The 23073-nt window shown below is 61.8% G+C and carries 18 protein-coding genes, 1 other RNA gene and 1 pseudogene; 8 read left to right on the forward strand and 12 right to left on the reverse strand.

Features of this window, described 5'->3' with window-relative positions:
• Positions 1-131: 131 nt before the first annotated feature.
• From BMW49_RS18365 to ssrA, 4 genes are all read right to left on the reverse strand, one after another.
• Positions 132-1187, reverse strand: a complete 1056-nt coding sequence (locus BMW49_RS18365; RefSeq protein WP_069519583.1) for an AAA family ATPase — start codon at positions 1185-1187, stop codon at positions 132-134.
• On the reverse strand, positions 1187-1402 hold the full coding sequence (locus BMW49_RS18370; protein WP_069519582.1) for a helix-turn-helix transcriptional regulator: 216 nt from the start codon (positions 1400-1402) through the stop codon (positions 1187-1189). Before BMW49_RS18370 ends, BMW49_RS18365 begins: the two co-directional genes overlap by 1 nt.
• A 462-nt stretch (positions 1403-1864) precedes the next feature.
• Positions 1865-3070, reverse strand: coding sequence for a tyrosine-type recombinase/integrase (locus BMW49_RS18375; RefSeq protein WP_069519581.1), 1206 nt, complete (start codon positions 3068-3070; stop codon positions 1865-1867).
• A 173-nt stretch (positions 3071-3243) separates the two neighbouring features.
• Positions 3244-3635: a transfer-messenger RNA gene (ssrA, locus tag BMW49_RS18380) on the reverse strand.
• Between the two features lie 146 nt (positions 3636-3781).
• Here ssrA and BMW49_RS18385 point away from each other — a divergent pair.
• Positions 3782-6724 carry an ATP-binding protein gene (locus BMW49_RS18385; protein ID WP_069519580.1) on the forward strand — a complete coding sequence of 981 codons (2943 nt, stop codon included), beginning with the start codon at positions 3782-3784 and terminating at the stop codon, positions 6722-6724.
• A 55-nt stretch (positions 6725-6779) separates the two neighbouring features.
• Here BMW49_RS18385 and BMW49_RS18390 read toward each other — a convergent pair whose 3' ends face one another.
• The 5 genes from BMW49_RS18390 to BMW49_RS18410 all read right to left on the reverse strand — a co-directional run bounded on the left by BMW49_RS18390 (position 6780) and on the right by BMW49_RS18410 (position 13552).
• The gene (locus BMW49_RS18390) at positions 6780-7025 is read right to left on the reverse strand and encodes a hypothetical protein (protein WP_069519579.1); all 246 of its coding nucleotides are present in this window, start codon (positions 7023-7025) and stop codon (positions 6780-6782) included.
• Between the two features lie 112 nt (positions 7026-7137).
• On the reverse strand, positions 7138-7404 hold the full coding sequence (locus BMW49_RS18395) for a hypothetical protein (protein WP_069519578.1): 267 nt from the start codon (positions 7402-7404) through the stop codon (positions 7138-7140).
• A 129-nt stretch (positions 7405-7533) separates the two neighbouring features.
• The gene (locus BMW49_RS18400; protein WP_069519577.1) at positions 7534-10350 is read right to left on the reverse strand and encodes an FAD-binding and (Fe-S)-binding domain-containing protein; all 2817 of its coding nucleotides are present in this window, start codon (positions 10348-10350) and stop codon (positions 7534-7536) included.
• 234 nt (positions 10351-10584) lie between these two features.
• Positions 10585-11730, reverse strand: coding sequence for an FMN-dependent L-lactate dehydrogenase LldD (gene lldD / locus BMW49_RS18405; RefSeq protein WP_069519576.1), 1146 nt, complete (start codon positions 11728-11730; stop codon positions 10585-10587).
• A 124-nt stretch (positions 11731-11854) separates the two neighbouring features.
• On the reverse strand, positions 11855-13552 hold the full coding sequence (locus BMW49_RS18410; protein WP_069519575.1) for an L-lactate permease: 1698 nt from the start codon (positions 13550-13552) through the stop codon (positions 11855-11857).
• 308 nt (positions 13553-13860) lie between these two features.
• On the opposite strand from BMW49_RS18410, the gene BMW49_RS18415 reads away from it, so the two are divergent.
• On the forward strand, positions 13861-14634 hold the full coding sequence (locus BMW49_RS18415) for an FCD domain-containing protein (protein WP_069519574.1): 774 nt from the start codon (positions 13861-13863) through the stop codon (positions 14632-14634).
• Positions 14635-14701: 67 nt separating this feature from the next.
• On the opposite strand, the gene smpB is transcribed toward BMW49_RS18415, so the two are convergent.
• The gene (gene smpB / locus BMW49_RS18420; RefSeq protein WP_069519573.1) at positions 14702-15184 is read right to left on the reverse strand and encodes an SsrA-binding protein SmpB; all 483 of its coding nucleotides are present in this window, start codon (positions 15182-15184) and stop codon (positions 14702-14704) included.
• A 148-nt stretch (positions 15185-15332) separates the two neighbouring features.
• Here smpB and BMW49_RS18425 point away from each other — a divergent pair, with 148 nt between their 5' ends.
• The 3 genes from BMW49_RS18425 to BMW49_RS18435 are packed head-to-tail and all read left to right on the forward strand — an operon-like array spanning position 15333 to position 17474.
• Positions 15333-16736 carry a sodium-dependent transporter gene (locus BMW49_RS18425; RefSeq protein WP_069519572.1) on the forward strand — a complete coding sequence of 468 codons (1404 nt, stop codon included), beginning with the start codon at positions 15333-15335 and terminating at the stop codon, positions 16734-16736.
• Positions 16733-17167 carry a type II toxin-antitoxin system RatA family toxin gene (locus tag BMW49_RS18430; RefSeq protein ID WP_069519571.1) on the forward strand — a complete coding sequence of 145 codons (435 nt, stop codon included), beginning with the start codon at positions 16733-16735 and terminating at the stop codon, positions 17165-17167. Before BMW49_RS18425 ends, BMW49_RS18430 begins: the two co-directional genes overlap by 4 nt.
• A complete protein-coding gene (locus tag BMW49_RS18435; RefSeq protein WP_069519570.1) occupies positions 17160-17474 on the forward strand; it encodes an RnfH family protein in 315 nt (104 codons plus the stop codon). The genes BMW49_RS18430 and BMW49_RS18435 overlap by 8 nt, the downstream gene beginning before the upstream one ends.
• A gap of 68 nt (positions 17475-17542) precedes the next feature.
• Here the strand turns inward: BMW49_RS18435 and BMW49_RS18440 are convergent, their stop codons facing one another.
• On the reverse strand, positions 17543-18055 hold the full coding sequence (locus tag BMW49_RS18440) for an outer membrane protein assembly factor BamE (protein WP_069519569.1): 513 nt from the start codon (positions 18053-18055) through the stop codon (positions 17543-17545).
• A gap of 97 nt (positions 18056-18152) precedes the next feature.
• On the opposite strand from BMW49_RS18440, the gene fur reads away from it, so the two are divergent.
• The gene (gene fur / locus BMW49_RS18445) at positions 18153-18563 is read left to right on the forward strand and encodes a ferric iron uptake transcriptional regulator (protein ID WP_069519568.1); all 411 of its coding nucleotides are present in this window, start codon (positions 18153-18155) and stop codon (positions 18561-18563) included.
• Positions 18564-18621: 58 nt separating this feature from the next.
• Here the strand turns inward: fur and recN are convergent, their stop codons facing one another.
• Entirely contained in the window at positions 18622-20295 is a 1674-nt protein-coding gene (recN, locus tag BMW49_RS18450) for a DNA repair protein RecN (RefSeq protein WP_069519567.1), read from the reverse strand.
• A gap of 151 nt (positions 20296-20446) precedes the next feature.
• Here recN and grpE point away from each other — a divergent pair.
• Positions 20447-21019, forward strand: a pseudogene (grpE, locus tag BMW49_RS18455) (nucleotide exchange factor GrpE); the annotation flags it as partial.
• A gap of 99 nt (positions 21020-21118) precedes the next feature.
• Positions 21119-23035 (forward strand): molecular chaperone DnaK, encoded by a 1917-nt coding sequence (gene dnaK, locus BMW49_RS18460; RefSeq protein ID WP_069519565.1) that lies wholly within the window; start codon positions 21119-21121, stop codon positions 23033-23035.
• Positions 23036-23073: the final 38 nt, after the last annotated feature.

Below are 23073 nucleotides of genomic sequence, written 5' to 3' on the forward strand. Positions count from 1 at the left end.
CTAGGCAGACGTGCGGTTCATACGGCCATGAACCGTCCTCGGATGATCTGTGAGGTATCGGAAAGCGAAGGTGTTCAAAAATACGAAGGTGCTCAATATTCTTTGAGCACCTTCGAGTGAAGTGAGCATCTTCAGGTATAGGCGGGCAGCTCCCATGCCCATCCGCCCTGCATACCTGTTTTGCGTGAACGTATACCTAGCTGTTTCTGCGCTCTACGAATTGATGCCCAAGAGATGCATGACTCTTCAGCTAAAGACTGCAGCGCAGTGATCGAGACGGGGCCTGCTTGCAGCGTGGCTTCAAGAAAGCTGCAAGCTTCCTGAGTCGCTGATGCTGGTCTCGCTCCACCCGTTCGCTCGATATCCGCCAAAATAGTTTCAGCACTTCCTTCGACGGCCTCTCCCCACCGGATGCAGGTTGTTTCCAGCTGCTCGTCTATCACGATGGGCTCAACGAAATACTCTATCCCCCCTATATCGATCGAAACGTTCGACTTGGCCCGGACAAGCACCCGAGCTTCAGAATTATTAGCTTTCCCGGCCACCAGTACCGTGCGAGCAAGTGCTGAGAATGCCTGGCTGCCGATGACTCGATCAGCTACAGAGGACTGAGAGGCGCTTTTGCTGAGGTGAGATATACCGAGCACAGAGCAGCAATGCTGTTCGGCAAAATCCACCACCATCTGTAGTCCCTGCCGAACTTCATTGGCTCGGTGCATGTCCCCACGAATGAGATTTATCAGTGGGTCGAAAATCAGCAATGAAACGCCGTCAATCCGTGCGGCTGCCTGGTTCAAAAGGGCAAAGTTGGCTGCAGGATCAAATTGTCGCCTGTTCCCACTCCGATCCCTGAGCCCTTCGATAATGTGCACGCGGGTTAGGTCTGCATCTGCAGCCGTAAGGCGAGGAATGATGGTGTCAGCTATACCATCCTCGCCGCTCCAAATTACGACGTTGCCAGCAGTCTCACTTTTGCTGCCGTCTGGCCAGTCACCACCTCTACTGAGCGTGGCGGCCAGCGAGATCGACAAGGTGGTTTTGCCGCATCCACCAGCGCCGGCAAGAATGGATAGCTTTCCCCTTGGTAGCCAGCCAGGCCAAATCCATTGGATTTTTTCCACTGGAATATCGACTGCCGCTGTGAGTTCTACCGCCCAGCCCGGCTGTTGAGGTGTTTGGCGCTGCATCACAGCGCCTCCCTTTGCCGAATCCAAGCCTGGATCTCGCTGTTACGCCAACCGACGCTGGAGCCGCACAAAAGGCGCTGTCGCGGGAAAAGGCCTTCCGATATTTTCCGATAGATCGTTGACCGTTTTAGGCCGACGATTGCTTCGACATCGCGCAAACGAAGAATCTTGTCATCGTCGCCGACGTCGTCAAAGTTGCTAACGTGCATTGCCATAGGTTTTGAGTCCTAGGTCCTGAAGCGTGAGGCAGCGTCCTCCGGCACTACTGCTAAAAAGGGTAAAAGACGGATATCGGCTGGCTATATAGCGAGCACGGGCATTTGCCACACGCATAGATATATGCGCGTTTCCGAGATTAATGTTCGGTAGCGTCGGAGGTCGTTGTGGGCTACAGAAATTCTAGGCCGTGAGGCTTCTAGGGGCAGAACGGACTGAGAGTGTTCTGCCCAGATACGCAAATCAACCAATGGCAGCTGATGCGGCCCGTTCAGCGGATACGAACGAGGCGAAAGTTTTTAACGTCGTTACCAGGGCGACGTGGCGGACCGTTGCGGATCGATAGGGATCGCTTGGGACGAACGATTTTTAACATGCGAGCATGTTCGATAGCAACTCGCATGCCCCTCTCCTTGGTTGGGTAGGCATTGGCCCGACCAAGGGCGCAGTTGACAGAGCATTTAGCTCTTTATCGAGTCCAAATAGTTGGCCCATGTCTGCATCATTTCGCGCCGCTCCGGCAAGAAAGTGGTTCGATCGTACGCACGTCCCAGCGGATTTTTTACCGTGTGAGCAAGCTGATGCTCTAGGAGGTCGGGGCGAAACCCCAGCACCTCAGCGCCTATGGTTCTCGCGGTCGCACGAAAGCCGTGCCCTGTCATTTCGTCGCCGCTGATGTCCATTCGGCGTAACGCACTAAGTACGGCATTGTTGGACATCGGCCGGTCGCCTCCTCGTGCCGAGGGGAAGGCGTACCGATGTCTGCCGGTGAGTGGTTTCAGCTCGCGCAGAATAGCGATTGCTTGCTGGCTTAGGGGAACCAAATGATCCGGGCGATCCTGTTTGGTGACAGTGAGCCCTTTCATCTTGTGGCCGGGAATCAGCCATTCTCCAGCATCCAGATTGACCTCCGACCATTCCATGTGTCGAAGGTCTCCGGGTCGGCAGAACAGCAACGGAGCCAGTTTTAACGCACAACAAACAGGCATCGTTCCGCTGTAGCTATCCAGTGCTTTAAGCAGAGCGCCGAGCTTTTCAGGGTCGGTCACGGCAGCAAAGTGTTTCACCCGCTTGGCTGGGAGAGTACGCGAGAGATTCCCGATCTGGTTGGGTGGGGTGATGCCGGCAGCTTCGGCGAACTCGAAAATCTGTTTGTAGATCTGTGCAACACGACGCGCCGTCTCGCGAGCACCGCGCTTGATGATGCGCTGCAGGTTTTCGACCAGCATGGGCGTGCTGATGCTGCTGATCGGGAGTTTTCCCAGCCAGGGGTAGGCATTGAGCTCAAGGCGCTGCCGCACCGTGCGGGTGTATTCAGGATCCCAGGATGACTCGCGAATACTCAACCACTGCGTGGCAACTGACTCAAAGGTGTGCTGGTGATCAAGCTGGCTGACCACCTTGGCCATACGCCTTTGCAGCGAAGGGTCTTGGCCGCCGGCAAGCTGAACACGAGCGTCATCACGCTTGCGCCGGGCCTCCTGTAGGCCAACCTCAGGATAAACACCAAGCGCCAAGCGCTTTTCCTTTCCCAGAAACCGGTACTTCAAACGCCAGTAACGGCCTCCGCTGGGCTGCACTTCCAGGTACAAACCTTGTTCGTCGTACAGGCGATAGGGCTTGTCCTGAGGCTTTGCGTTGCGGCAGTTGGTGTCTTTCAGGGGCATTGGGGGCACATCCTCTCCGAGCGAGCTGATGAGCGTTTTATGCCCCCATATATGCCCCCGTCAACCGTGGGATGCCCTGGGATTAGGTGGGAAAACGCGGGCAAGAAAAAAGCCGTAAGGCTTTGATTTCTCTAGGCTTTACGGCTTTTCTGGGTCTTCCTGGGAAGACAAAATGGTGGAGCCGGGGGGATTTGAACCCCCGTCCGCCAGTTCTCCACTGTCGGTACTACATGCTTAGCCGTGTCTATTGAGTTAATCCGCAGCCGCCCGACGGGCAGGGTGCTTTGGACGAGTTGTGTAAGTTTTAGCCACTTCGTCCACAACGTACTACGCGGCGATCCTGTTCTGCATGACAATCACTTCAGGTTTACAGGCATCCCCTAGTGATCGCTGGAGCCGAAGCTACCAGAAGGACTAGTCGCGCCGCTTACGCAGCGAGAGCGTAGCCCTCGTAGTTTTCGTCATTGGCAACTATAGAAAGTTGCAACAGTGGATTTACGACTTCTGTTACCAAGTCGGCATGCACCTAGAGCTTCGCTACCGGCGTCGAATCCTAATCGGCCCCAAAACTGGTCAGCGTTACGCGGTGACGGGCCTAGTCTACGCCAAAGCCTGTGCTGCGTCGACCTGCGCGGCGGCGTGGGCGTGGGGACTCTGTGCGGCTATGATGGCGACCTGTGCTGTTGCCCTGTCTTTGGATGAGACCCACGTATGCCGTCATCTTCGCCCGGTTACCCGTTGCGCCACTGGATCTGGCGAGTGTTTGCACAGAGTGCGCTGGTGCCGTTGATCCTTGTGGAGTCGGTGCTGATTGCCGTCTACCTGTTCAGCAACTCCGCCATTCGTGACGCGCAGATTGGCCACTTGCAGCAGAGCGCAGTGGAGGACCTGGAAGCCGCAGCGGTCCGTGAGGGGCAGGTGATCGATGGGCGCTTGCAGGCCATCGAGACTCAGGTCGAGATTCTGCGCGATGCGGCGGCCGAGGCCTTGGCCAACACGGCATTCGTGCCGGATGCGCTGGAGCGCAGCCGTCATGGGCTGACGCCCAGCGGTGTGTTCTATAGCCGCAGCGACGATGGTCGGGCGGCGTCCTTTTATGCCAACAGCACGCCGGTGGCCAAGCAGGACCATGCCAAGGCGCTGCGCCTGGCGCAGCTTGACCCAGTCATGCGCTCGATCCGCCGCGCGGACCCGCTGGTGGCTGCGGTGTATTTCAATAGTTGGGACAGTTACAACCGCATCTATCCGTGGTTCATGACGCCGGACCAGTATCCCCATGACATGAACATCCCCGCGTACAACTTCTATTACCTGGCCGATGCGGCCCATAACCCCGAGCGCAAGGTGGTCTGGACCGATGTCTACCTGGACCCGGCTGGGCAGGGCTGGATGATGTCGGCGGTGGCGCCGGTTTACCGCGGTGATTTTCTCGAAGGTGTGGTCGGGCAGGACATCACGCTCAACCAGATGCTGGCGAAAATTGGTGAGCTGCAGGTGCCGTGGGCGGGCTACGCCATGCTGGTGGCGCCCGATAACAACATCATCGCGTTGCCGCGTGCGGGGGAACGCGATTTTGGCTTGCGTGAATTGACCGAGTATTCCTACGCCGAGGCGGTACGCCGCGAGGTACTCAAGCCCGAAGACTTCAACCTCGCCAGCCGCCCCGAACTGCGCCCGCTGCTCGATGCATTGCAACTCCCGGGCGCTCGCGTGCAGGAGGTGAGCCTGGGTGGGCGTCACCAATTGGTTGCCTGGAGCGATATCCGCCAGACCGGCTGGCGTCTGCTGCTGGTGGTCGATGAAGCTAACCTGTTCAGTGAAACCAACCGGCTGTCCACGCGCTACCTGCACATTGGCTATTTGATGATTGCGGGGCTGGTGCTGTTCTACCTGCTGTTCTTCGCCTGGATGTGGCTGCGCTCGCGGCGTCTTAGCGAGCAGTTGGCGCAGCCCATGGCGGGCATCGTGTCGATGATGCGCCAGTTGGGGCGCGGTGATTACGCGCCCGCGCCGGTGGTCAGCCGTATCGAGGAAATGACTCAGTTGGTCGAGGCGGTGCAGCAGGCCGGCGCCCAGCTGCAGAGCAGTGAGGGCGAGCGCCAGGAGGCCCAGCGCATCCTCCAGCTGGTGCTGGAAGGCACCACCGAAAGCCTCTGGGAGGTCCAGGCCGAGGGCATGACCATCAGCCTCAGTGGGCGCTTCGTTAAACGCTTCGGCCTGCCTGCTGCGCGCATGAGCTTCAGCGAGTTCAACCTGCGTGTGCACCCCGATGACCTGGAGCGCATTCGCCATTTGCGCCAGCTGTTTGCCAGCAGTGGTGAGGATCAGTTCGAGGCCGAGTACCGCTATGCCGATGCCCAGGGCAACTATGTCTGGCTGCTCAGCCGCGGCAAGGTAATGGAGCGCGAAGCCCAGGGCGGGGCATGGCGGGTGGCCGGTACCCACGTGGATATCACGCGGCTCAAGCAGGTGGAGGAGGAGTTGCGCCACGCCAGCCTGACCGCCCAGGAGGCGAGCAAGGCCAAGAGCCGTTTCCTCTCGAGCATGAGCCACGAGTTGCGCACGCCGCTCAATGCCATCTATGGCTTTGGTCAATTGATCGAGATGGAAACCCAGGACAAACCGGGCTCCCAGCAAGAGGCCGATTATGCGCGAGAGATCGTCAACGCCAGTCGCCACCTGACGTCTCTGGTCGACGATATTCTCGACCTGTCGAGCATCGAGAGCCGGCGCCAGCAGCTGCAATTGCAGCCAGTGGAAATCGGCGCGTTACTCAACGGTTGCGCCGAGCTGGTGCTACCCGAAGTGCAGCAGCGCCAGTTACAGCTGCAGGTCTTGGCCAGTGCTGATACCTCACTGTACGTGCAGGCCGACGTGCGGCGTGTGCGCCAGGTGCTGCTCAACCTGCTGTCCAATGCGATCAAGTACAACAACCCGCACGGCTGCATCACGCTGGGTTACGAGGTCCGTTCCGGTTGTCTGCGGCTGTGGGTCGAGGACAGTGGGCCAGGGCTCAGCGACGCGCAGCAGGCGCAGCTGTTCCAGCCGTTTCAGCGTCTGGGGCGAGAGAATTCGAGCATTCCCGGGACGGGTATCGGCCTGGTTCTGTGCCGTGAACTGGCCACGTTGATGGGCGGGGAGATGGGCTTTGCCAGCGCTCTCGGTCAGGGCAGCCGCTTCTGGATCGACCTGCCGGGTGCCGCGCCGCCTGAAGCAATGGCTGCAGACACCGATCAGGCGTTAGCAGTCAGCGCTACTGTGGCAGCCGATGTGCTGTGCATCGAAGACAGCCCCGCGTGTCTGCGCATCGTGCAGGAAGCGCTGCGCGAATGGGCGCAGGTCAGGGGCGTGGGCTCGGTGCAGCGCGCCCTGGCGGAACTGGCGCAGAGCACGCCAAATCTAGTGGTGCTCGACCTCGATTTGCCGGATGGCGATGGCCTGAGCATCCTCCAGCACATGCGCCGCGAGCCGCACCTGAGTGGCGTGCCGGTGTTGGTGATCAGTGCTTCGGCCGATCAGAGCGTATGCGCCGAGGTTCTGGACCAGGGCGCGCAAGCCTGCCTGAGCAAGCCGATCGATCTGGCCGAGGTACGCCGAGTGGCAGCTGCGCTGTTAGGCGCTGCTGCCATGTCTTCCCGTGCCAGCGATTTTTGAACGGGGTGGGGCGTTAGCTCGTTACGTTTGGCTGCTAACGCGCTCTAGCCGAGCATCAGTTACTGGCTTCCAGTAACTGCAGCGCTTCGCCCAGGCTTTTCACGGATTGGTCATGCTTGCCAGCCTTGTGCTGCGCCTCGCCTTCGGCGCGCAGCTGTTGCACTTGGGCCAGGACAGTGGCGTCACTGGGGGGATCGCTTTTCAGCAGCGCATCGATCTTGGCCATGTCGGCAGGGCAGTGCATGGCCCAGGCAGAAGCGCTGAGCAGCAGTGTGGAAAACAGCAGGGTCAGGCGGCGCATGGTCATTACTCCTGTGTGAGGGAGCTTTGACTGTAGGAAATGCAGGAGGGCGATGACGGGGTAGGCGATGAAAGGTCACGGCGACCGGCCAGGCCGGTCGCCGTGTTCGGGCTCAGCTGCTGCTGGAGCCGTCAGTGCTCGGGCGCTCAAGCATTTGCAACGCTTTTTCAGCGTGGGTGCCACAGGCTTGCAGGTCGCCAGCGCTCTGCGCTTTCAGGGCGGCCTGGTGCGCTTCTTCAACTTGCTCCTTGAGGGGCGAGCCGACGGTGGAGGTGGTCAGGCTGTCATCCAGCTTCTGCAGGTTGACGGTGCACAGGTCGTCGGCGAAAGCCGGGGCGGCGAGTACGGCGGCAGCGAAAAACAATGCGGTGCGCTTCATCAGATCATCCTCTTGTGCAGAAATCTTGCAGCAGCTCAAGGGGAGCTGCTGGGGTCGATGTCTGCCCGAGTCATTCGGGCTCTGAATAGCTGACCGGCCTGCTGCGCCCGGTGTTCAATGTTTTTACTGTCAAACGGCCGCTAACGGCCGGGATACGCGATCAAGCAGATACACCAGGCTGTGGTAATCGATACCGCTATGGCTCGACAAACCAATCTCGCAGGTGCGGCTGGTCGACAGGCCTTCGCTGCAGTGTTGTACCGCGTCTTTCAGGGTGCGCAGAGCATGTTGATTGAGCTGTGGGGTGGTGAAGCCCTTGTCGCCGGCGAAGCCGCAGCAGTGAATGCCTTCCGGGATCACCACCTCGCGGGCGCAGCGTCGGGCGATGTCGATCAGCGCTTGTGCTTCACCGAGGTGCTGGGTGCTGCAGGTGACGTGCACGGCAACGGGCTCGGCCTGGGGCTGAATGTCCAGGCGATCGAGCAGGTGCTCGCGGATAAAGCGCACCGGGTCGTGGATTTGCAGGCGCGGATCGAGGCCGTCCTGCAGCAGGCGCAGGGTGCAGGGGCTGGTGTCGCAGTAGATTGGATCGAGCCCGCCGCGGCTGGCCTTGAGCAGGGCGTCGATCAGTTCCTGGCGCTTGGCATCGGCCTGGGCGGCGTAGCCTTTGGAGGCGAACGGCTGGCCGCAGCACAGTTCATCCAGCTGCGCCGGGAAGATCACCTGATAACCGGCTTTTTCCAGCAGGGCACGAGTCTTGTCGAGCAGCGGCTGTTGTTCGCGGTCGCCTGCGGCCGGGCCCATGGCGCGGGAGACGCAGGCCGCCAGGTAGACCACGCGCGGGCGTGTATCGTCGCTGCGCGGGCTGGGCAGGTCGAGGCGTTGCAACGGCTGCGGCATGGCCGGCGTCCACTGCGGCACGCGGCCCTGGCTGACCCGGCTCAGGGCTGCCGATGCGCGGGCCAGGCGCGGGGCGCCGAGCAGCAGGCGCGCGCCATTGGCTACGTGCAGGGTGAAACGTGCGGCCAGCAGCGTTTGATGAAAGTGCTCAGCCAGCCAGGTGGCGGTTTTTGTGTGGGTCGCAGCGCGGGCGCGCAGGGCCCGTACCAGGTCGCCGGTGTTGATGCCCACCGGGCAACGTTGGGCACACAGGCCGGTGGCTGCGCAGGTGTCGAGGCCGTGGTACTGGTAATCGCGCTCCAGTGCGGTGGTGTCGATGCCGGCGCGTTTTTTCGCCTGGATGTCGCGCCAGATGACGATGCGCTGGCGCGGGCTCAGGGTCAGCCCCTTGGACGGGCACACCGGTTCGCAGAAACCGCATTCGATACAGGTATCGACCAGCGCATCGGCAGCCGGCAGCGGCTTGAGGTGCTTGAGGTGGATATCCGGGTCGTCGCACAGCACCACGTCCGGGTTGAGGATGCCCTTGGGGTCGAGCAGGCGCTTGAGTTGCCACATCAACTGGTAGGCATCGTGGCCCCACTCCAGCTCGACGAAGGGCGCCATGTTGCGCCCGGTGCCGTGCTCGGCCTTGAGTGAGCCGCCGAATTCAACCGCTACAAGCTGCGCCACCTCGTCCATAAAAGCCGCGTAGCGAGCGATCTGCTCCGGCGTGTCGAAGGCCTGGGTGAAGACGAAGTGCAGGTTGCCCTCCAGGGCGTGGCCGAAAATGATCGCCTCGTCGTAGCCGTGGCGGTCGAACAGCGCCAGCAGGCGATTGACGCCTTCGGCCAGGCACTCGATGGGGAAGGTGACGTCTTCGATGATCACCGTGGTGCCGGTCTGGCGCACGGCACCGACGGCGGGGAAGGTGTCCTTGCGGATCTTCCAGAGTTGGTTGTAGACCAGCGGATCGCTGCTGAAGTCGACCTGCTTGTCCACCGGGAAGTGGCCGATGGACGCCATCACCTGGGCGATCTGCTCCTGCAGCAGGCTGTCGCTGGCCGCGCGGGTTTCCACCAGTAGCGCGCAGGCGCTGTTCGACAGGCTGCGCACCCACTCGGGCATGCCCGGCTTGTTCTCCACCGAGCGCATGCTACGGCGGTCGAGCAGCTCCACGGCGGCGACCGGTTGCTGTTTGAGCACCGTTACGGCATGGCAGCAGGTGGCGACATCGGGGAAGACGATCAGCGCGCTGGCCTTGTGCGGATGGTCCGGCACGGTGTCGTAGGTCACCGCGCTGATAAAGCCCAGGGTGCCTTCCGAGCCGACCATCAGGTGGCTGAGGATATCCAGCGGCTGGTCGTAGTCGACCAGGGCGTTGAGCGACAGGCCGGTGGTGTTCTTCAAGCGGTATTTGTGGCGGATGCGCGCGGCCAACTCTATGTTGGCGCGGGTCTCCCGACCCAGCTCGGCCAGGTGCGCGAGCAACTCGGCATGCTGGCTGCTGAAGGCCGCCACGCTGGCCGGGTCTTCAGTGTCGAGCACGCTGCCGTCGGCCAGCACCAGGCGGATGCCGGCCAGGGTGTGGTAGCTGTTTTGCGCTGTGCCGCAGCACATGCCGCTGGCGTTGTTGGCGACGATGCCGCCGATCTTGCAGGCGTTGATCGAGGCCGGGTCGGGGCCGATTTTACGCTGAAAGGGCGCCAGTACTGCGTTGGCCTGAGCGCCGATAACCCCAGGTTGCAGGCGGATCTGTGCACCCTCGGCGCGCACTTCACGGCCGTTCCAGTTGTCGCCCAGGACGATCAACACCGAATCGCTGAGCGCCTGCCCGGAGAGGCTGGTGCCCGCCGCACGGAAGGTCACCGGCACCTGCTCGGCACTGGCCAGCTTGAGCAGGCTGACCACCTCGTCCTCGGACTCGACGCGCACCACCAGCTTGGGGATCAGCCGGTAGAAGCTGGCGTCGGTGCCGAACGCCAGGGTCGACAGCGGGTCATCGAAGCGGCGGGTCGGCGGGATCAGGCGTTCGACCTCGGCCAGAAAGGCGGCAGGCAGGCTCATGGCGGCTCCAGAAAACACGGTAGATACAGGCCGTTCGCGCGGCCTTGTTATAAGGCTATGTCTCAATAGGCTATTTCTGTAGGAGCGAATTTATTCGCGAAATTCGCGGCACAATCGCGAATAAAGGCTAGGCGCCCCCTTCGCTCCTACACAAGCCGATTTGAGGTGGCGACACAGTTTTGGGACATAGCCTTTTATAAGCGGGCGTCAGTGCGACGCCCGGGTGCAGCCGGGCTAGACACCCAGCTCGCGCACCAGCGAATCACGGCTGATTTCGCTGATCGACTTGGCGCCGGTGAGCACCATGGCCACGCGCATTTCTTTTTCGATCAGGTCCAGCAGGTTGCTCACACCCGCACCGCCAGCGGCAGCCAGGGCGTAGAGGAAGGCACGGCCGAGCATCACGGTGTCGGCACCCAGGGCGATCATGCGCACCACATCCAGGCCCGAGCGGATGCCCGAGTCGGCGAGGATCTTCAAGTCGCCCTTTACTGCGTCGGCGATGGCCGGCAGGGCGCGAGCGCTGGACAGCGCGCCGTCGAGCTGACGCCCGCCGTGGTTGGATACGACGATGCCATCAGCGCCAAATTTCACTGCGTCGCGGGCGTCGTCAGCATCGAGGATGCCCTTGATTACCATCGGGCCGTCCCAGAAGTCGCGGATCCACTCCAGGTCTTTCCAGGAGATCGACGGGTCGAAGTTCGCCCCCAGCCAGCCGATGTAGTCGGCCAGGCCGGTGGGGTTGCCGCGGTAGGTGGAAATATTGCCCAGGTCATGGGGTTTGCCCATCACGCCGACATCCCAGGCCCAGGCCGGGTGGGTGAAGGCTTGCAGCATGCGGCGCAGGGCAGCGTTCGGCCCGCTCATGCCGGAATGGGCATCGCGGTAACGGGCGCCGGGGGTGGGCATGTCCACGGTAAACACCAGGGTGCTGACGCCGGCGGCCTTGGCCCGCTCCAGGGCATTTTTCATAAAGCCGCGGTCTTTCAGCACATACAGCTGGAACCACATCGGCCGGTCGATGGCCGGCGCGACTTCCTCGATGGGGCACACCGACACCGTCGACAGGGTGAAGGGAATCCCTTTGGCCGCCGCCGCTTTGGCCGCCTGCACCTCGCCGCGACGGGCGAACATGCCGGTCAGGCCGACGGGCGCGAGCGCTACCGGCATGGCCAGGGTCTCACCGAACAGTTGGGTCTCCAGGCTCAGCTGCGACATGTTGCGCAGCACCCGCTGACGCAGGGCGATCGAGGCCAGGTCTTCGACGTTGCGCCGCAGGGTGTACTCGGCATAGGCGCCGCCATCGGCATAGTGGAAAAGAAAAGGCGGCAGCTTGCGCTGGGCGGCGGCACGGTAATCAGTAGAAGAAGAAATGATCATGGTCGTCATCCTGAGTCAGGCAAAGGGGCCGCCCGGGGGCGGTAAACCGTTGCGTACGGCATCTTGTTGTGGGTGCAGCTTAACGGCTCTCGCGCCGTCAGGTTGCCCTGACGGCGCGAGGGGCTCAACGGGGTATGACCAGCGGGTCGCTGATCCCCAGTACATAAATGGCGATCAGGGCGATTACCCCGGTTGCCAGCACGTAGTACAGGGTAGGCCACACGGTCTTGCGCAGGATGCTGCCCTCGCGACCGAGCAAGCCGACCGTGGCCGATGCTGCGACCACGTTATGAATGGCCACCATGTTGCCGGCTGCCGCGCCCACTGCCTGTACCGCGACCATCATGGCCCCGGAAATCCCCAGGCTGTGGGCCACGCCATACTGGAACTGGCTGAACATCATGTTGCTGACGGTGTTGGAGCCGGCGATAAAGGCGCCCAGCGCGCCGACGCTGGGTGCCAGCAGCGGATAAACGCCGCCGACGCTGTCAGCCACCCAGCGTGCCATCAGGATCGGCATGCTGCTGAGCTCGGCGCCGTTGACCCCGGAGTTGATCAGGATGCGCACCATGGGCACGGTGAACAGCAGCACGAAACCGGCGCTGAGCAGCACGCTGGACGACTCCTTCACCGCTTTGCCCAGGTCCTGCAAACGCATGCGGTGCAGGAAGAAGGTGGCGATCACCACCGTCACCAGAATCCCGCCCGGCAGGTACAGCGGTTGGAAGTTGGCGCTGACGCCGGTTTCGCCCAGCAGGTCGGGGAAGTTGACCACCACCGCTTTGAGCGCATTGCCCACCGCCGGGAATACCCGGCTGATCACCAGCAGAAGGCCAACCAGTACATAGGGCAACCAGGCGCGCAGTGCGCTCATCGGCTTGGCGGTGAGGCTGTCGAGCTTCATCTCGACCGTGCCCAGCCATTCGCTTGGCCATTCATTGGCCGGGGCGAAATCCCAGGTGCTGCGCGGCATCAGGAAGCCGGCACGGGCCGCAGTGGTGACGATGGCCAGACCAATCAGGCCGCCTGCCAGGGACGGGAATTCCGGGCCGAGCAGGACGCCGGTGGCGACGTAGGGCAGGGTAAAGGCCAGGCCAGCGAACAGGGCGAAGGGCAGCACTTCAAAACCCGCTTTCCAGCTTTTTTCCCGACCGAAGAAGCGCGTCAGCATCAGCACCATCACCAGCGGCATGATGGTGCCGACCAGTGCGTGGGTGATCGCCACTTCACTGGTGATCAGCTGCAGAAACTGCGCCCAGGACGAGCCCTGTTCGAGCAGTTGCGCGCTCAGGGTCGCGGTATCCAGGCCGCTGTTGATCCCGACGATGATCGGTGTGCCAACCGCACCGAAGGACACCGGCGTGCTTTGCACCAGCATGCCCAGCAGCACCGCCGCCATGGCCGGGAAGCCGATGGCAACCAGCAGCGGCGCGGCAATCGCTGCCGGTGTACCGAAGCCCGAAGCGCCTTCGATAAAGCAGCCGAACAGCCAGGCAATGATGATCGCCTGCACCCGACGGTCCGGGCTGATGGTGGCAAAGCCTGCGCGAATCGCGGTGATGCCGCCCGAGTGCTTGAGGGTGTTGAGCAGCAGGATGGCGCCGAAAATGATCCACAGCAGGCCGAGGGTAATCAGCAGGCCTTGCAAGGTGGAGGCAAGGATACGGGTAACGCTCATGTCCCAGGCAAACAGGCCAACAGCAGCGGTCATCAGGTACACCAGCGGCATGGCGTGCTTGGCCGGCCAGCGCAGGCCCACGAGCAAGATGGCGGCCAGCAGGATCGGCGAGAAGGCGAGTAGCGCGAGAAGTCCGGTAGTCATGGCAGGCTCCTCGCTCAGCGGCGCATTAGACGCAGGGGCGGGAGGGCGCGAAGCGGTACGGCAGATCGAAGCGGCATGGTGGACCTCGGAAGCATTCTTGGAGTTGTTATCACATGCGTTTAAATTGGTAATACCAATTTACAATCAGCGGTGCTCAGGTTAAAAGCCGTGCTCCTGTGATGTCAATCCGCAGCTCTGCGACTTTGGTCGAACAGACTCGACTTGTCTGGCAATCAGCGGCGCTATAGGCTTCCGCTCTGGCCCGCGGTAATGCCTGTTGTGGCCGGTCAAACCAATGGAGATGGGTTATGGAAATAGGTCAGGTACGCCAGCGCCGCCTGTCGGATGACATCGTTGCGCAGCTGGAAACCATGATCCTTGAGGGCACGCTCAAGGCCGGTGAGCGCCTGCCTGCCGAGCGCGTGCTGGCCGAGCGTTTCGGTGTGTCACGGCCGTCGCTGCGCGAGGCGATTCAGAAATTGGCAGCGCGTGGGCTGCTGGTCAGTCGCCAGGGCGGCGGTAATTACGTGGCTGAATCGTTGGGCTCGACGTTCAGTGATCCCTTGCTGCATCTGTTGGAAAGCAATACCGAGGCGCAGCGCGACCTGCTGGAGTTTCGCCATACGCTGGAGGGCTCCTGTGCCTATTACGCGGCGTTGCGCGCCACCGAGCTGGACCGCCAGCGACTCAGTGAGGCGTTTGCCGCGCTGCAGGATTGCTACAGCCGCAGCGCCAGCGTGACCCGTGCAGAAGAGGGTGCGGCGGATGCCAGCTTTCACCTGGCCATCGCCGAGGCCAGCCACAACGCCGTGTTGCTGCACACCATTCGCGGCTTGTTCGACCTGCTCAAGCGCAATGTGGTGACCAATATCGGCGGCATGTACGCCCAGCGCGACGAGACCCGCGACATGCTGATCAATCAGCATCGCGCGTTGTTCGAGGCCATCATGCAGGGGCGCGCCGAGCAGGCGCGGGAGCTGTCCAATCGGCACATCGACTATGTGCAGGAAGTCTTGTCCGAAGTGCAGCAGGAAGTGCGCCGGGTGGCGCGCGCGCAGCGCCGGGGGGCGGTCAAATCGTAGAGTGCGCCTTGCGCACCGCTGTGGCTACACAGGCATTCAGGTGCGCGCGGCGCACCCTACGGACGAGTTACTCGTCCTTGCCCTTGCTGCGCATGGCGCGCTGGACTTCACGGTCGGCGTCACGTTCTTTCTCGCTGTGGCGCTTGTCGAAGTCTTTCTTGCCCTTGGCCAGGGCAATCTCGCACTTGATCAGGTGCGCTTTCCAGTACAGCGCCAGGGCGACGCAGGTATAGCCCTTCTGCTGCACGGCACCGAACAGCTTGTCCAGCTCGCGCTTGTTGAGCAGCAGCTTGCGCGTACGCGTGGGGTCGGCGATGACGTGGGTGCTGGCGGTTTTCAGCGGCGTGATGTGGCAGCCCATCAGCCAGGCTTCGTCATCCTTGAGCAGGATGTAGCTGTCGACCAGCTGGGCCTTGCCGGCGCGCAAGCTTTTGACTTCCCAGCCAGCCAGCACGAGGCCAGCCTCGAAGCGGGATTCGACGAAGTAATCGTGTTGCGCCTTTTTGTTCTGCGCAATGGAGCCTTGAGGGTGTTTCGTTTGTTTAGCCATAGGGCGCGCATTATAGGGAGTCCTGCTGCCGCTGGCGACAGGCGTATGCAACCTGTGGCGGGCCGCGTGGCGCCTGGCTGCGCTTTTCAATGCCTGGTGAATCCCGGACAATGCGCGCTCTTTTCGACCTGCATCACGGAAAACATCAATGACGCGCGACAAGGTTTCGATCCACGGTGCCTGGGCCAGTCGCTGGGTGTTCATCCTGGCGGCGACCGGTTCGGCGGTCGGCCTGGGCAACATCTGGAAGTTCCCCTACATGACCGGCATGTATGGCGGCGGCGCGTTCGTCATCATGTACCTGGTGTGCATCTTCCTGGTGGGGCTGCCGATCATGCTGGCCGAGACGCTGATCGGCCGGCGCGGTCGGCAAAGCCCGGTCAATAGCCTAAAAAGCCTGGCCCTGGAAGCCGGGGCCTCGCCGAAATGGTCGTGGGCCGCGCTGATGGGCATGGTCGCTGCGCTGTTGATCCTGTCGTTCTACAGCGTGGTCGCTGGCTGGTCGCTGGATTACATCATCAGCATGGGTCGCGGTACCTTCGACGGTATCAGCGCCGAGGGCGCGGGAGCCGCGTTCGGCGCGCTGACCAGCGATCCCTGGCGGCTGACGCTGTGGCACAGCCTGTTTATGCTGTTGACCGGGTTCGTTATCGCCCGCGGCGTGGTCGCAGGGTTGGAGCGCGGTCTGCGGATCATGATGCCGCTGCTGTTCGTGTTGCTGCTGGTGCTGCTGGGCTACAGCATGACCACCGGGCATTTTATGCAGGGCTTCCACTTTCTTTTCGACTTCCAGCCGGATCGTCTGCTCGACGGCGTGCTGGCGGCCATGGGGCATGCGTTCTTCACCCTCAGTGTGGGTGTCGGCTCGATCATGGTCTACGGCGCCTACATGCCGCGCCAAGCGTCCATCGGCGCCACTGTGCTTACGGTCGGCGTGCTCGATACCCTGGTGGCGCTCACCGCTGGCCTGGCGCTGTTCCCCATCGTGTTTGCCGGCGGCCTCGAACCCAGTGCCGGGCCTGGGCTGATGTTCGTTACCTTGCCGGTGGCCTTTGGCAATATCGCCTTCGGCCAACTGATGGGTACGGTATTTTTCATTCTGGTGCTGATTGCCGCCTGGACCTCCTCGATCTCCATGCTCGAGCCGGCGGTGGCCTATCTGGTCGAGCGCACGCAGCGCAGCCGTGCGTTCGTCACCAGTGTCTTGGCGCTGCTGTGCTGGTTGGTGGGCATGGGTACGGTGCTGTCGTTCAATGTGGCCGCCGATGCCAAGTTCTTCGTTTTCGCTGAGGATGGCTTCCGTCTGTTCCAGTGGGGCGCCGAGGGCGGACGTAACTTCTTCGACAGCATCGACTACCTGACCAGCCGCATTCTGCTGCCCCTGGGTGGCTTGGCGTTCGTGCTGTTCGCCGGCTGGGTGCTGCAACGCGAGACGGTGCGCGACGAGCTTGCGTTGCGCCATCCGCGGCTGTTTCCCTGGGTCTACTGGGCGATGCGTGTGGTGGCGCCCCTGGGCGTGTTGATTGTGTTCGTCGCCGAGTTAGTGAAATGACCACGCATATCCAGCGCTCGGCGCTGCTGCCTTATCCAGCCCAGGCATTGTTCGATCTGGTCAATGATGTTGCCCGCTACCCGGAGTTTCTGCCCTGGTGTTCGGCCAGCGAAGTGCTGGCGGTCGATGAGCACATGATGCGTGCGGCCTTGGCGGTGTCCAAGGCTGGGCTCAGCCAGCGCTTCGTCACGCGTAATACGCTGGTGCCGGGGCAATCGATCGAGTTGAATCTGGAAGAAGGGCCTTTTACCCAGTTGCATGGCCAGTGGGTGTTCAAGCCGCTGGGCGAAAAGGCCTGCAAGATCAGCCTGGATCTGACCTTCGACTACGCCGGACCACTGGTCCGTGCGACCTTGGGGCCGCTGTTCAATCAGGCGGCCAACACCCTGGTAGATGCCTTCTGTCAGCGAGCGAAGCAGTTGTATGGATAAGCGCATGATCGTGGTCGAGATCGGCTATGCCCTGGCCGACAAGCAGAAATTGCTGCGCCTCAGCGTGCCTGATGGCACCACGGTGCGTGAAGCGGTGCTGCAGTCTGGGATGGATCAGCATTTCCCGGGCCTCGATCTGGCGGGCAGCCCGCTGGGTATCTTTGGCAAGGCCGTCGCCAAGTCGGACGCACGTGTACTCGAAGAGGGCGAGCGCGTGGAAATTTATCGCCCGCTGATCGCTGATCCCAAAGAAGTGCGCAAACAGCGCGCGGCCAAAGCCGCCAAAGGGCGCGCTGACGCCGAGTAATAGGTCGGCAGGAACGAAAAAGCCCGACTTCTACGTCGGGCTTTTTGCTGCAGCGTATTTCAGCAGGCTTACTGCGGGTTGGTGTCCAGAGGTTCCGGCGTCGGCACCGGTACGGCCTGAACATCGTCGACTTCGCGCTGAATCTGCTCGAGCAGAGAGCCGGGCGCCGGTGCCTGCTCCGTTGCGCTGCGCGGCGTAGTGATGGCGGCATCGCCGTCTTCACCGAGGATCGCCTGGTCACGGCTGACGCCGGGCATGAAGTCGCCGGACAGACCGACCAACTGGTCGTTGCCGTCGAAGTTCACACTGACGCGCTCCTGCAGGCGTTGACCGCCTCCAGGCTGCAGGCTGTACAGGTAGTCCCAGCGGTTGGCGTGGAAGGTGTCGGTGATCAACGGGTTACCCATGATAAACCGCACTTGGCTCCGGGTCATTCCGGGGCGCAACTGGTCTATCATGTCTTGCGTCACGACATTGCCTTGCTGGATGTCGATTTTGTAAACCCCGGGGAATGAACAACCGGCGAGCGTGATGAGCCCCGAAAGGGTGAGGCTGGTCAGCAGGAGCTTGGTTTTTTGCATCGGTGGGCGACTTCCACTATCTTGGCTTGGCAACGTAAACCCGGATCATACCCGCAATAAAGGAAGCTGCGAAGCCGCTTCCGCGAGAAAGCAGACCATGGTTGAAAATAGCGAACTACGCAAAGCTGGCCTGAAAGTGACCCTGCCACGGGTCAAGATTCTACAAATGCTCGACTCCACAGAGCAGCGTCACATGAGTGCCGAAGAGGTTTACAAGGCGCTGATGGAGGCCGGTGAGGACGTGGGTCTGGCCACGGTCTACCGCGTTCTGACGCAGTTCGAGGCCGCAGGCCTGGTGGTGCGACACAACTTCGATGGCGGCCATGCCGTGTTCGAGTTGGCAGACAGCGGTCACCATGACCATATGGTCTGTGTCGACACCGGTGACGTCATCGAATTCTTCGATGCCGAGATCGAAAAGCGTCAGAAAGAGATCGTCCAGGAGCATGGCTTCGAGCTGGTCGATCACAATCTGGTGCTCTACGTGCGCGCCAAGCCCCGGAAATAATCCGGCGCTTAAGCTGAAAAGGCGACCTGCAGGTCGCCTTTTTTGCGTGGGTTGGGATTCAGACTTGAGCGCTGCTGACCATCTTGCGTGCGTGGGCCAGTGACTCTGCGGTGAGGTCGAGGCCGCCGAGCATACGGGCGATTTCCTCGACCCGCTGATCGTTGTCCAGTTTGCTCACGGCGGTGCGGGTGCTGTCCTGCTCGCGCACCTTGTGCACGAACAAGTGTTGATGACCCTGTGCAGCCACCTGGGGCAGGTGCGTCACGGTGAGCACCTGGCCGCGCTCGCCCAGGCGCCGCAGCAGTTGGCCCACCACTTCAGCCGTCGGCCCGCCGATGCCGACGTCGACCTCGTCGAACACCAGGGTCGGCACCCTTGAGGTTTGCGCGGTGATCACCTGAATCGCCAGGCTGATCCGTGACAGTTCACCGCCTGACGCGACCTTGGCCAGAGCCTTGAGGGGCTGGCCGGGGTTGGCGCTGACCAGAAACTCCAGTTGCTCCAGCCCGTGCGGGTGCGGCTCGTCGTTGGCGTGGGGGCTGAGTTTGATGGTGAAGCGCCCGCCAGGCATGCCCAGGTTCTGCATCTCGCTTTCGACCGCCTTGGCCAGGCGCCCGGCAGCTTCGCCGCGCAGTTGGCTCAGTTCGCTGGCCTTTTCCTGATAGTGGCGCAAATAGGCGGTCAGCTCTTCGGCGAGGCGTTCGGCGGCCTGGTCGTCGGCGTTGAGGCTTTCCAGCTCCTCGAACAGCTGTTGCTGCAAGGCGCCGAGTTCGGCCGGTTGAATGCGGTGCTTGCGCGCCAGGGTGTAGATGGCGTCCAGGCGTTCCTCCATCTGCTGCAGGCGCTCGGGGTCAGCCTCGAAGTGATCGAGGAAGCGATTGAGTTCGCCCACGGCCTCTTCGACCTGGATCTGCGCGCTGGCCAGCAGGTTGCCGGCTTCGCTGAGGGCGCCAGGCTGGCCCTTGAAGGCGCTCAGGCGATTGAGGCTGGTGGTCAGTGCCGAAAGCACGTTGCCCGCGTCGTTTTCGCTGCATTGCTCGATGACCAGGCGGCAGGCGCTGAGCAGGCTTTCGGCATTGGTCAGGTTCTTGTGTTCCTGCTCGAGCTGTTCGAGTTCGTCCTCGCCTAGGGCGAGATTGTCCAGCTCTTCGAGCTGATAGCTGAGCAACTGGTGGCGGGCACGCTGCTCGTCGCCGATGTTGGCGATGCGTTCCAGCTCGTTGCGTGTCTGTTTCCAGCGTTGCGCGGCCAGCTGCACCTGACGTGCCAGGTCCTGACTGCCGGCGAATTCGTCGAGCAGGCGGCGGTGCGTGTCGGGTTTTAGCAGTGACTGATGTTCGTGCTGGCTGTGAATATCGATCAGCAGTTCGCCGAGAGCCTTGAGGTCGCCCTGGGGGCAGGGGGTGCCGTTGATATAGCCGCGTGAGCGGCCTTCGGCAGTAATCACCCTGCGCAGGATGCACGGGCCATCGTTGTCCAGATCACGCTCGGCCAGCCAGGCGCGGGCCTCGGGAATGTCGTCCAGATCGAAGCTGGCGAGGATGTCCGCCTTGTCGGCGCCAGGGCGTACCACGCCGCTGTCGGCGCGGTCGCCCAGGGTCAGGCCGAGGGCGTCGAGCATGATCGACTTGCCGGCGCCGGTCTCGCCGCTGATCACGCTCATGCCGCGGTCCAGTTCCAGGTCGAGGTGTTCAACGATGGCATAGTTGTGTACGGACAGGTGCACCAGCATGGCGAGGTCTCCCAAGGCGTTGTCTGGTTATTTATACAGTGTTTTTCCTGTGGCTGACAATCCACTGCGCGCCCTTGAAGTGACGCAAGTCGACCCCATATAGGCGGCAGGTACGCAAGTTGAGGCTCGCGTCGAATTTTCAGAGGAGAACCGCATGGCTGACGAACAGAACCTGGATCCGCAGAACCCCGAGGCCACCGCAGCGCCTGAGGCCGCCTCGGCCGATGAGCTGGTGGCTCGTGTACAGACGCTCGAAGAGCAGCTGAGCGCGGCTCAGGATCAGGCTCTGCGCATGGCCGCCGACCTGCAGAATGTACGTCGTCGCGCCGAGCAGGATGTCGAGAAGGCGCACAAGTTTGGCCTGGAGAAGTTTGCCGGCGACCTGATCCCAGTGCTCGACAGCCTGGAGCGCGGCCTGGAGTTGTCCAGCCCTGACGATGAGGCGATCAAGGCCGTGCGTGAAGGCATGGAACTGACCCTCAAGCTGTTCCAGGACACCCTCAAGCGTTACCAGCTGGAAGCCATTGACCCCCATGGCGCGCCGTTCAATCCGGAGCACCATCAGGCCATGGCGATGCAGGAGAGCACCAATGTCGAGCCCAATAGCGTGCTCAAGGTGTTCCAGAAAGGCTACCTGCTCAATGGTCGCCTGCTGCGCCCGGCCATGGTTGTGGTCAGCAAGGCGCCCAGCGAAGCGCCGCCGTCGATCGACGAGCAGGCTTGAAAATCGGCGAGCAGCCCCCATCTAACAGTCAAGCGTTTTAGTGCTACCGCGGCTGACAGGCTCAGCGGCGGGAATATTCAAGTTTCGGGAGAGTGAATCATGGGCAAGATTATCGGTATCGACCTGGGGACCACCAACTCGTGCGTCTCCGTGCTGGAAAACGGCAAGGCCAAGGTTATTGAAAACGCTGAAGGCGCGCGCACCACGCCGTCGATCATCGCGTACGCCAACGATGGCGAGATTCTGGTTGGTCAGTCGGCCAAGCGTCAGGCAGTGACCAATCCGCACAACACCCTGTACGCGGTGAAGCGTCTGATCGGTCGTCGTTTTGACGAAGAAGTCGTGCAGAAAGACATCCAGATGGTCCCGTACAAGATCGTCAAGGCTGACAACAGCGACGCCTGGGTCGAAGTGAACGGCCAGAAAATGGCACCGCCACAAATTTCGGCTGAAATTCTCAAGAAGATGAAGAAGACCGCCGAAGACTACCTCGGCGAGCCAGTGACCGAAGCGGTGATCACCGTGCCGGCCTACTTCAACGACAGTCAGCGCCAGGCCACCAAAGACGCTGGCCGTATCGCCGGTCTGGACGTCAAACGCATCATCAACGAGCCGACCGCCGCTGCGCTGGCTTACGGTATGGACAAGGCCAAGGGCGACCACACTGTAATCGTCTATGACCTGGGTGGCGGTACCTTCGACGTGTCGGTGATCGAAATCGCCGAAGTCGATGGCGAGCACCAGTTCGAAGTGTTGGCCACCAACGGCGACACTTTCCTCGGCGGTGAAGACTTCGATATTCGTCTGATCGATTACCTCGTCGACGAATTCAAGAAAGAAACCGGCATGAACCTCAAGGGTGACCCGCTGGCGATGCAGCGCCTGAAAGAGGCGGCTGAAAAAGCCAAGATCGAGCTGTCCTCGAGCCAGTCGACCGACGTCAACCTGCCGTACATCACTGCAGACGCTACCGGTCCTAAGCACCTGAACGTCAAAATCTCCCGCGCCAAGCTCGAAGCGCTGGTGGAAGACCTGGTGCAGCGCACCATCGAACCCTGCCGTATCGCCCTGAAAGATGCCGGCATCGACATCGGTGCGATCAACGACGTGATTCTGGTCGGCGGTCAGACCCGTATGCCGCTGGTGCAGAAGCTGGTGACCGAGTTCTTCGGTAAGGAAGCGCGCAAGGACGTTAACCCGGACGAAGCCGTCGCCATGGGTGCTGCCATTCAGGGCGCGGTTCTGGCGGGTGACGTCAAGGACGTGCTGCTGCTCGACGTATCGCCGCTGACCCTGGGTATCGAAACCATGGGCGGCGTGATGACCGCGCTGATCGAGAAGAACACCACCATCCCGACCAAGAAGTCCCAGGTGTTCTCCACTGCTGACGACAACCAGAGCGCCGTGACCATTCACGTGCTGCAGGGGGAGCGTAAGCAGGCCAGCGGCAACAAGTCCCTGGGTAAATTCGACCTGGCCGAGATTCCGCCAGCGCCGCGCGGCGTGCCGCAGATCGAAGTGACCTTCGACATCGATGCCAACGGTATTCTGCATGTCGGCGCCAAAGACAAGGCCACCGGCAAGACCCAGTCCATCGTGATCAAGGCCAACTCCGGTCTGTCCGAGGAAGAGATCGAGCAGATGGTCCGCGACGCCGAGGCGAATGCCGAGGAAGACCGCAAGTTCGAAGAGCTGGCGACTGCGCGCAACCAGGGCGACCAACTGGTACACGCCACGCGCAAGATGATCACCGAGGCGGGCGACAAGGCCACCGCGGACGAGAAGGCTGCCATCGAGAAAGCCCTGGGTGAGCTGGAGGTTGCCGTGAAGGGTGACGACAAGGCCGCTATCGAGGCGAAGATGAATGCTCTGTCCGAGGCGACCACGCCGTTGGCCCAGAAGATGTATGCCGAACAGCCGCAACCAGGTGCTGCGGCCCAGGACGCCGGCGACAGCAAGGGCAGCGCCGATGACGCTGTCGATGCCGAGTTCGAAGAGGTCAAGGACAACAAATAACGAGCCAGGCTCGTACTGCAGCAGGTGTTCAGGCGCCT

The organism is Pseudomonas cuatrocienegasensis (assembly GCF_900110925.1).
Taxonomy (GTDB): Bacteria; Pseudomonadota; Gammaproteobacteria; order Pseudomonadales; family Pseudomonadaceae; genus Aquipseudomonas; species Aquipseudomonas cuatrocienegasensis.

What these genes read in the sequence shown, in the direction of transcription:
- BMW49_RS18395 (WP_069519578.1), bottom strand. Translation starts at nt 7,404, where the DNA reads ATGAAGCGCACCGCATTGTTTTTCGCTGCCGCCGTACTCGCCGCCCCG.
- recN (WP_069519567.1), bottom strand. Translation starts at nt 20,295, where the DNA reads ATGCTGGTGCACCTGTCCGTACACAACTATGCCATCGTTGAACACCTC.
- BMW49_RS18385 (WP_069519580.1), top strand. Translation starts at nt 3,782, where the DNA reads ATGCCGTCATCTTCGCCCGGTTACCCGTTGCGCCACTGGATCTGGCGA.
- BMW49_RS18370 (WP_069519582.1), bottom strand. Translation starts at nt 1,402, where the DNA reads ATGGCAATGCACGTTAGCAACTTTGACGACGTCGGCGACGATGACAAG.
- BMW49_RS18365 (WP_069519583.1), bottom strand. Translation starts at nt 1,187, where the DNA reads ATGCAGCGCCAAACACCTCAACAGCCGGGCTGGGCGGTAGAACTCACA.
- smpB (WP_069519573.1), bottom strand. Translation starts at nt 15,184, where the DNA reads ATGGCTAAACAAACGAAACACCCTCAAGGCTCCATTGCGCAGAACAAA.
- BMW49_RS18435 (WP_069519570.1), top strand. Translation starts at nt 17,160, where the DNA reads ATGGATAAGCGCATGATCGTGGTCGAGATCGGCTATGCCCTGGCCGAC.
- BMW49_RS18400 (WP_069519577.1), bottom strand. Translation starts at nt 10,350, where the DNA reads ATGAGCCTGCCTGCCGCCTTTCTGGCCGAGGTCGAACGCCTGATCCCG.
- fur (WP_069519568.1), top strand. Translation starts at nt 18,153, where the DNA reads ATGGTTGAAAATAGCGAACTACGCAAAGCTGGCCTGAAAGTGACCCTG.
- BMW49_RS18375 (WP_069519581.1), bottom strand. Translation starts at nt 3,070, where the DNA reads ATGCCCCTGAAAGACACCAACTGCCGCAACGCAAAGCCTCAGGACAAG.
- BMW49_RS18390 (WP_069519579.1), bottom strand. Translation starts at nt 7,025, where the DNA reads ATGCGCCGCCTGACCCTGCTGTTTTCCACACTGCTGCTCAGCGCTTCT.
- BMW49_RS18425 (WP_069519572.1), top strand. Translation starts at nt 15,333, where the DNA reads ATGACGCGCGACAAGGTTTCGATCCACGGTGCCTGGGCCAGTCGCTGG.
- BMW49_RS18430 (WP_069519571.1), top strand. Translation starts at nt 16,733, where the DNA reads ATGACCACGCATATCCAGCGCTCGGCGCTGCTGCCTTATCCAGCCCAG.
- lldD (WP_069519576.1), bottom strand. Translation starts at nt 11,730, where the DNA reads ATGATCATTTCTTCTTCTACTGATTACCGTGCCGCCGCCCAGCGCAAG.
- dnaK (WP_069519565.1), top strand. Translation starts at nt 21,119, where the DNA reads ATGGGCAAGATTATCGGTATCGACCTGGGGACCACCAACTCGTGCGTC.
- BMW49_RS18440 (WP_069519569.1), bottom strand. Translation starts at nt 18,055, where the DNA reads ATGCAAAAAACCAAGCTCCTGCTGACCAGCCTCACCCTTTCGGGGCTC.
- BMW49_RS18410 (WP_069519575.1), bottom strand. Translation starts at nt 13,552, where the DNA reads ATGACTACCGGACTTCTCGCGCTACTCGCCTTCTCGCCGATCCTGCTG.
- BMW49_RS18415 (WP_069519574.1), top strand. Translation starts at nt 13,861, where the DNA reads ATGGAAATAGGTCAGGTACGCCAGCGCCGCCTGTCGGATGACATCGTT.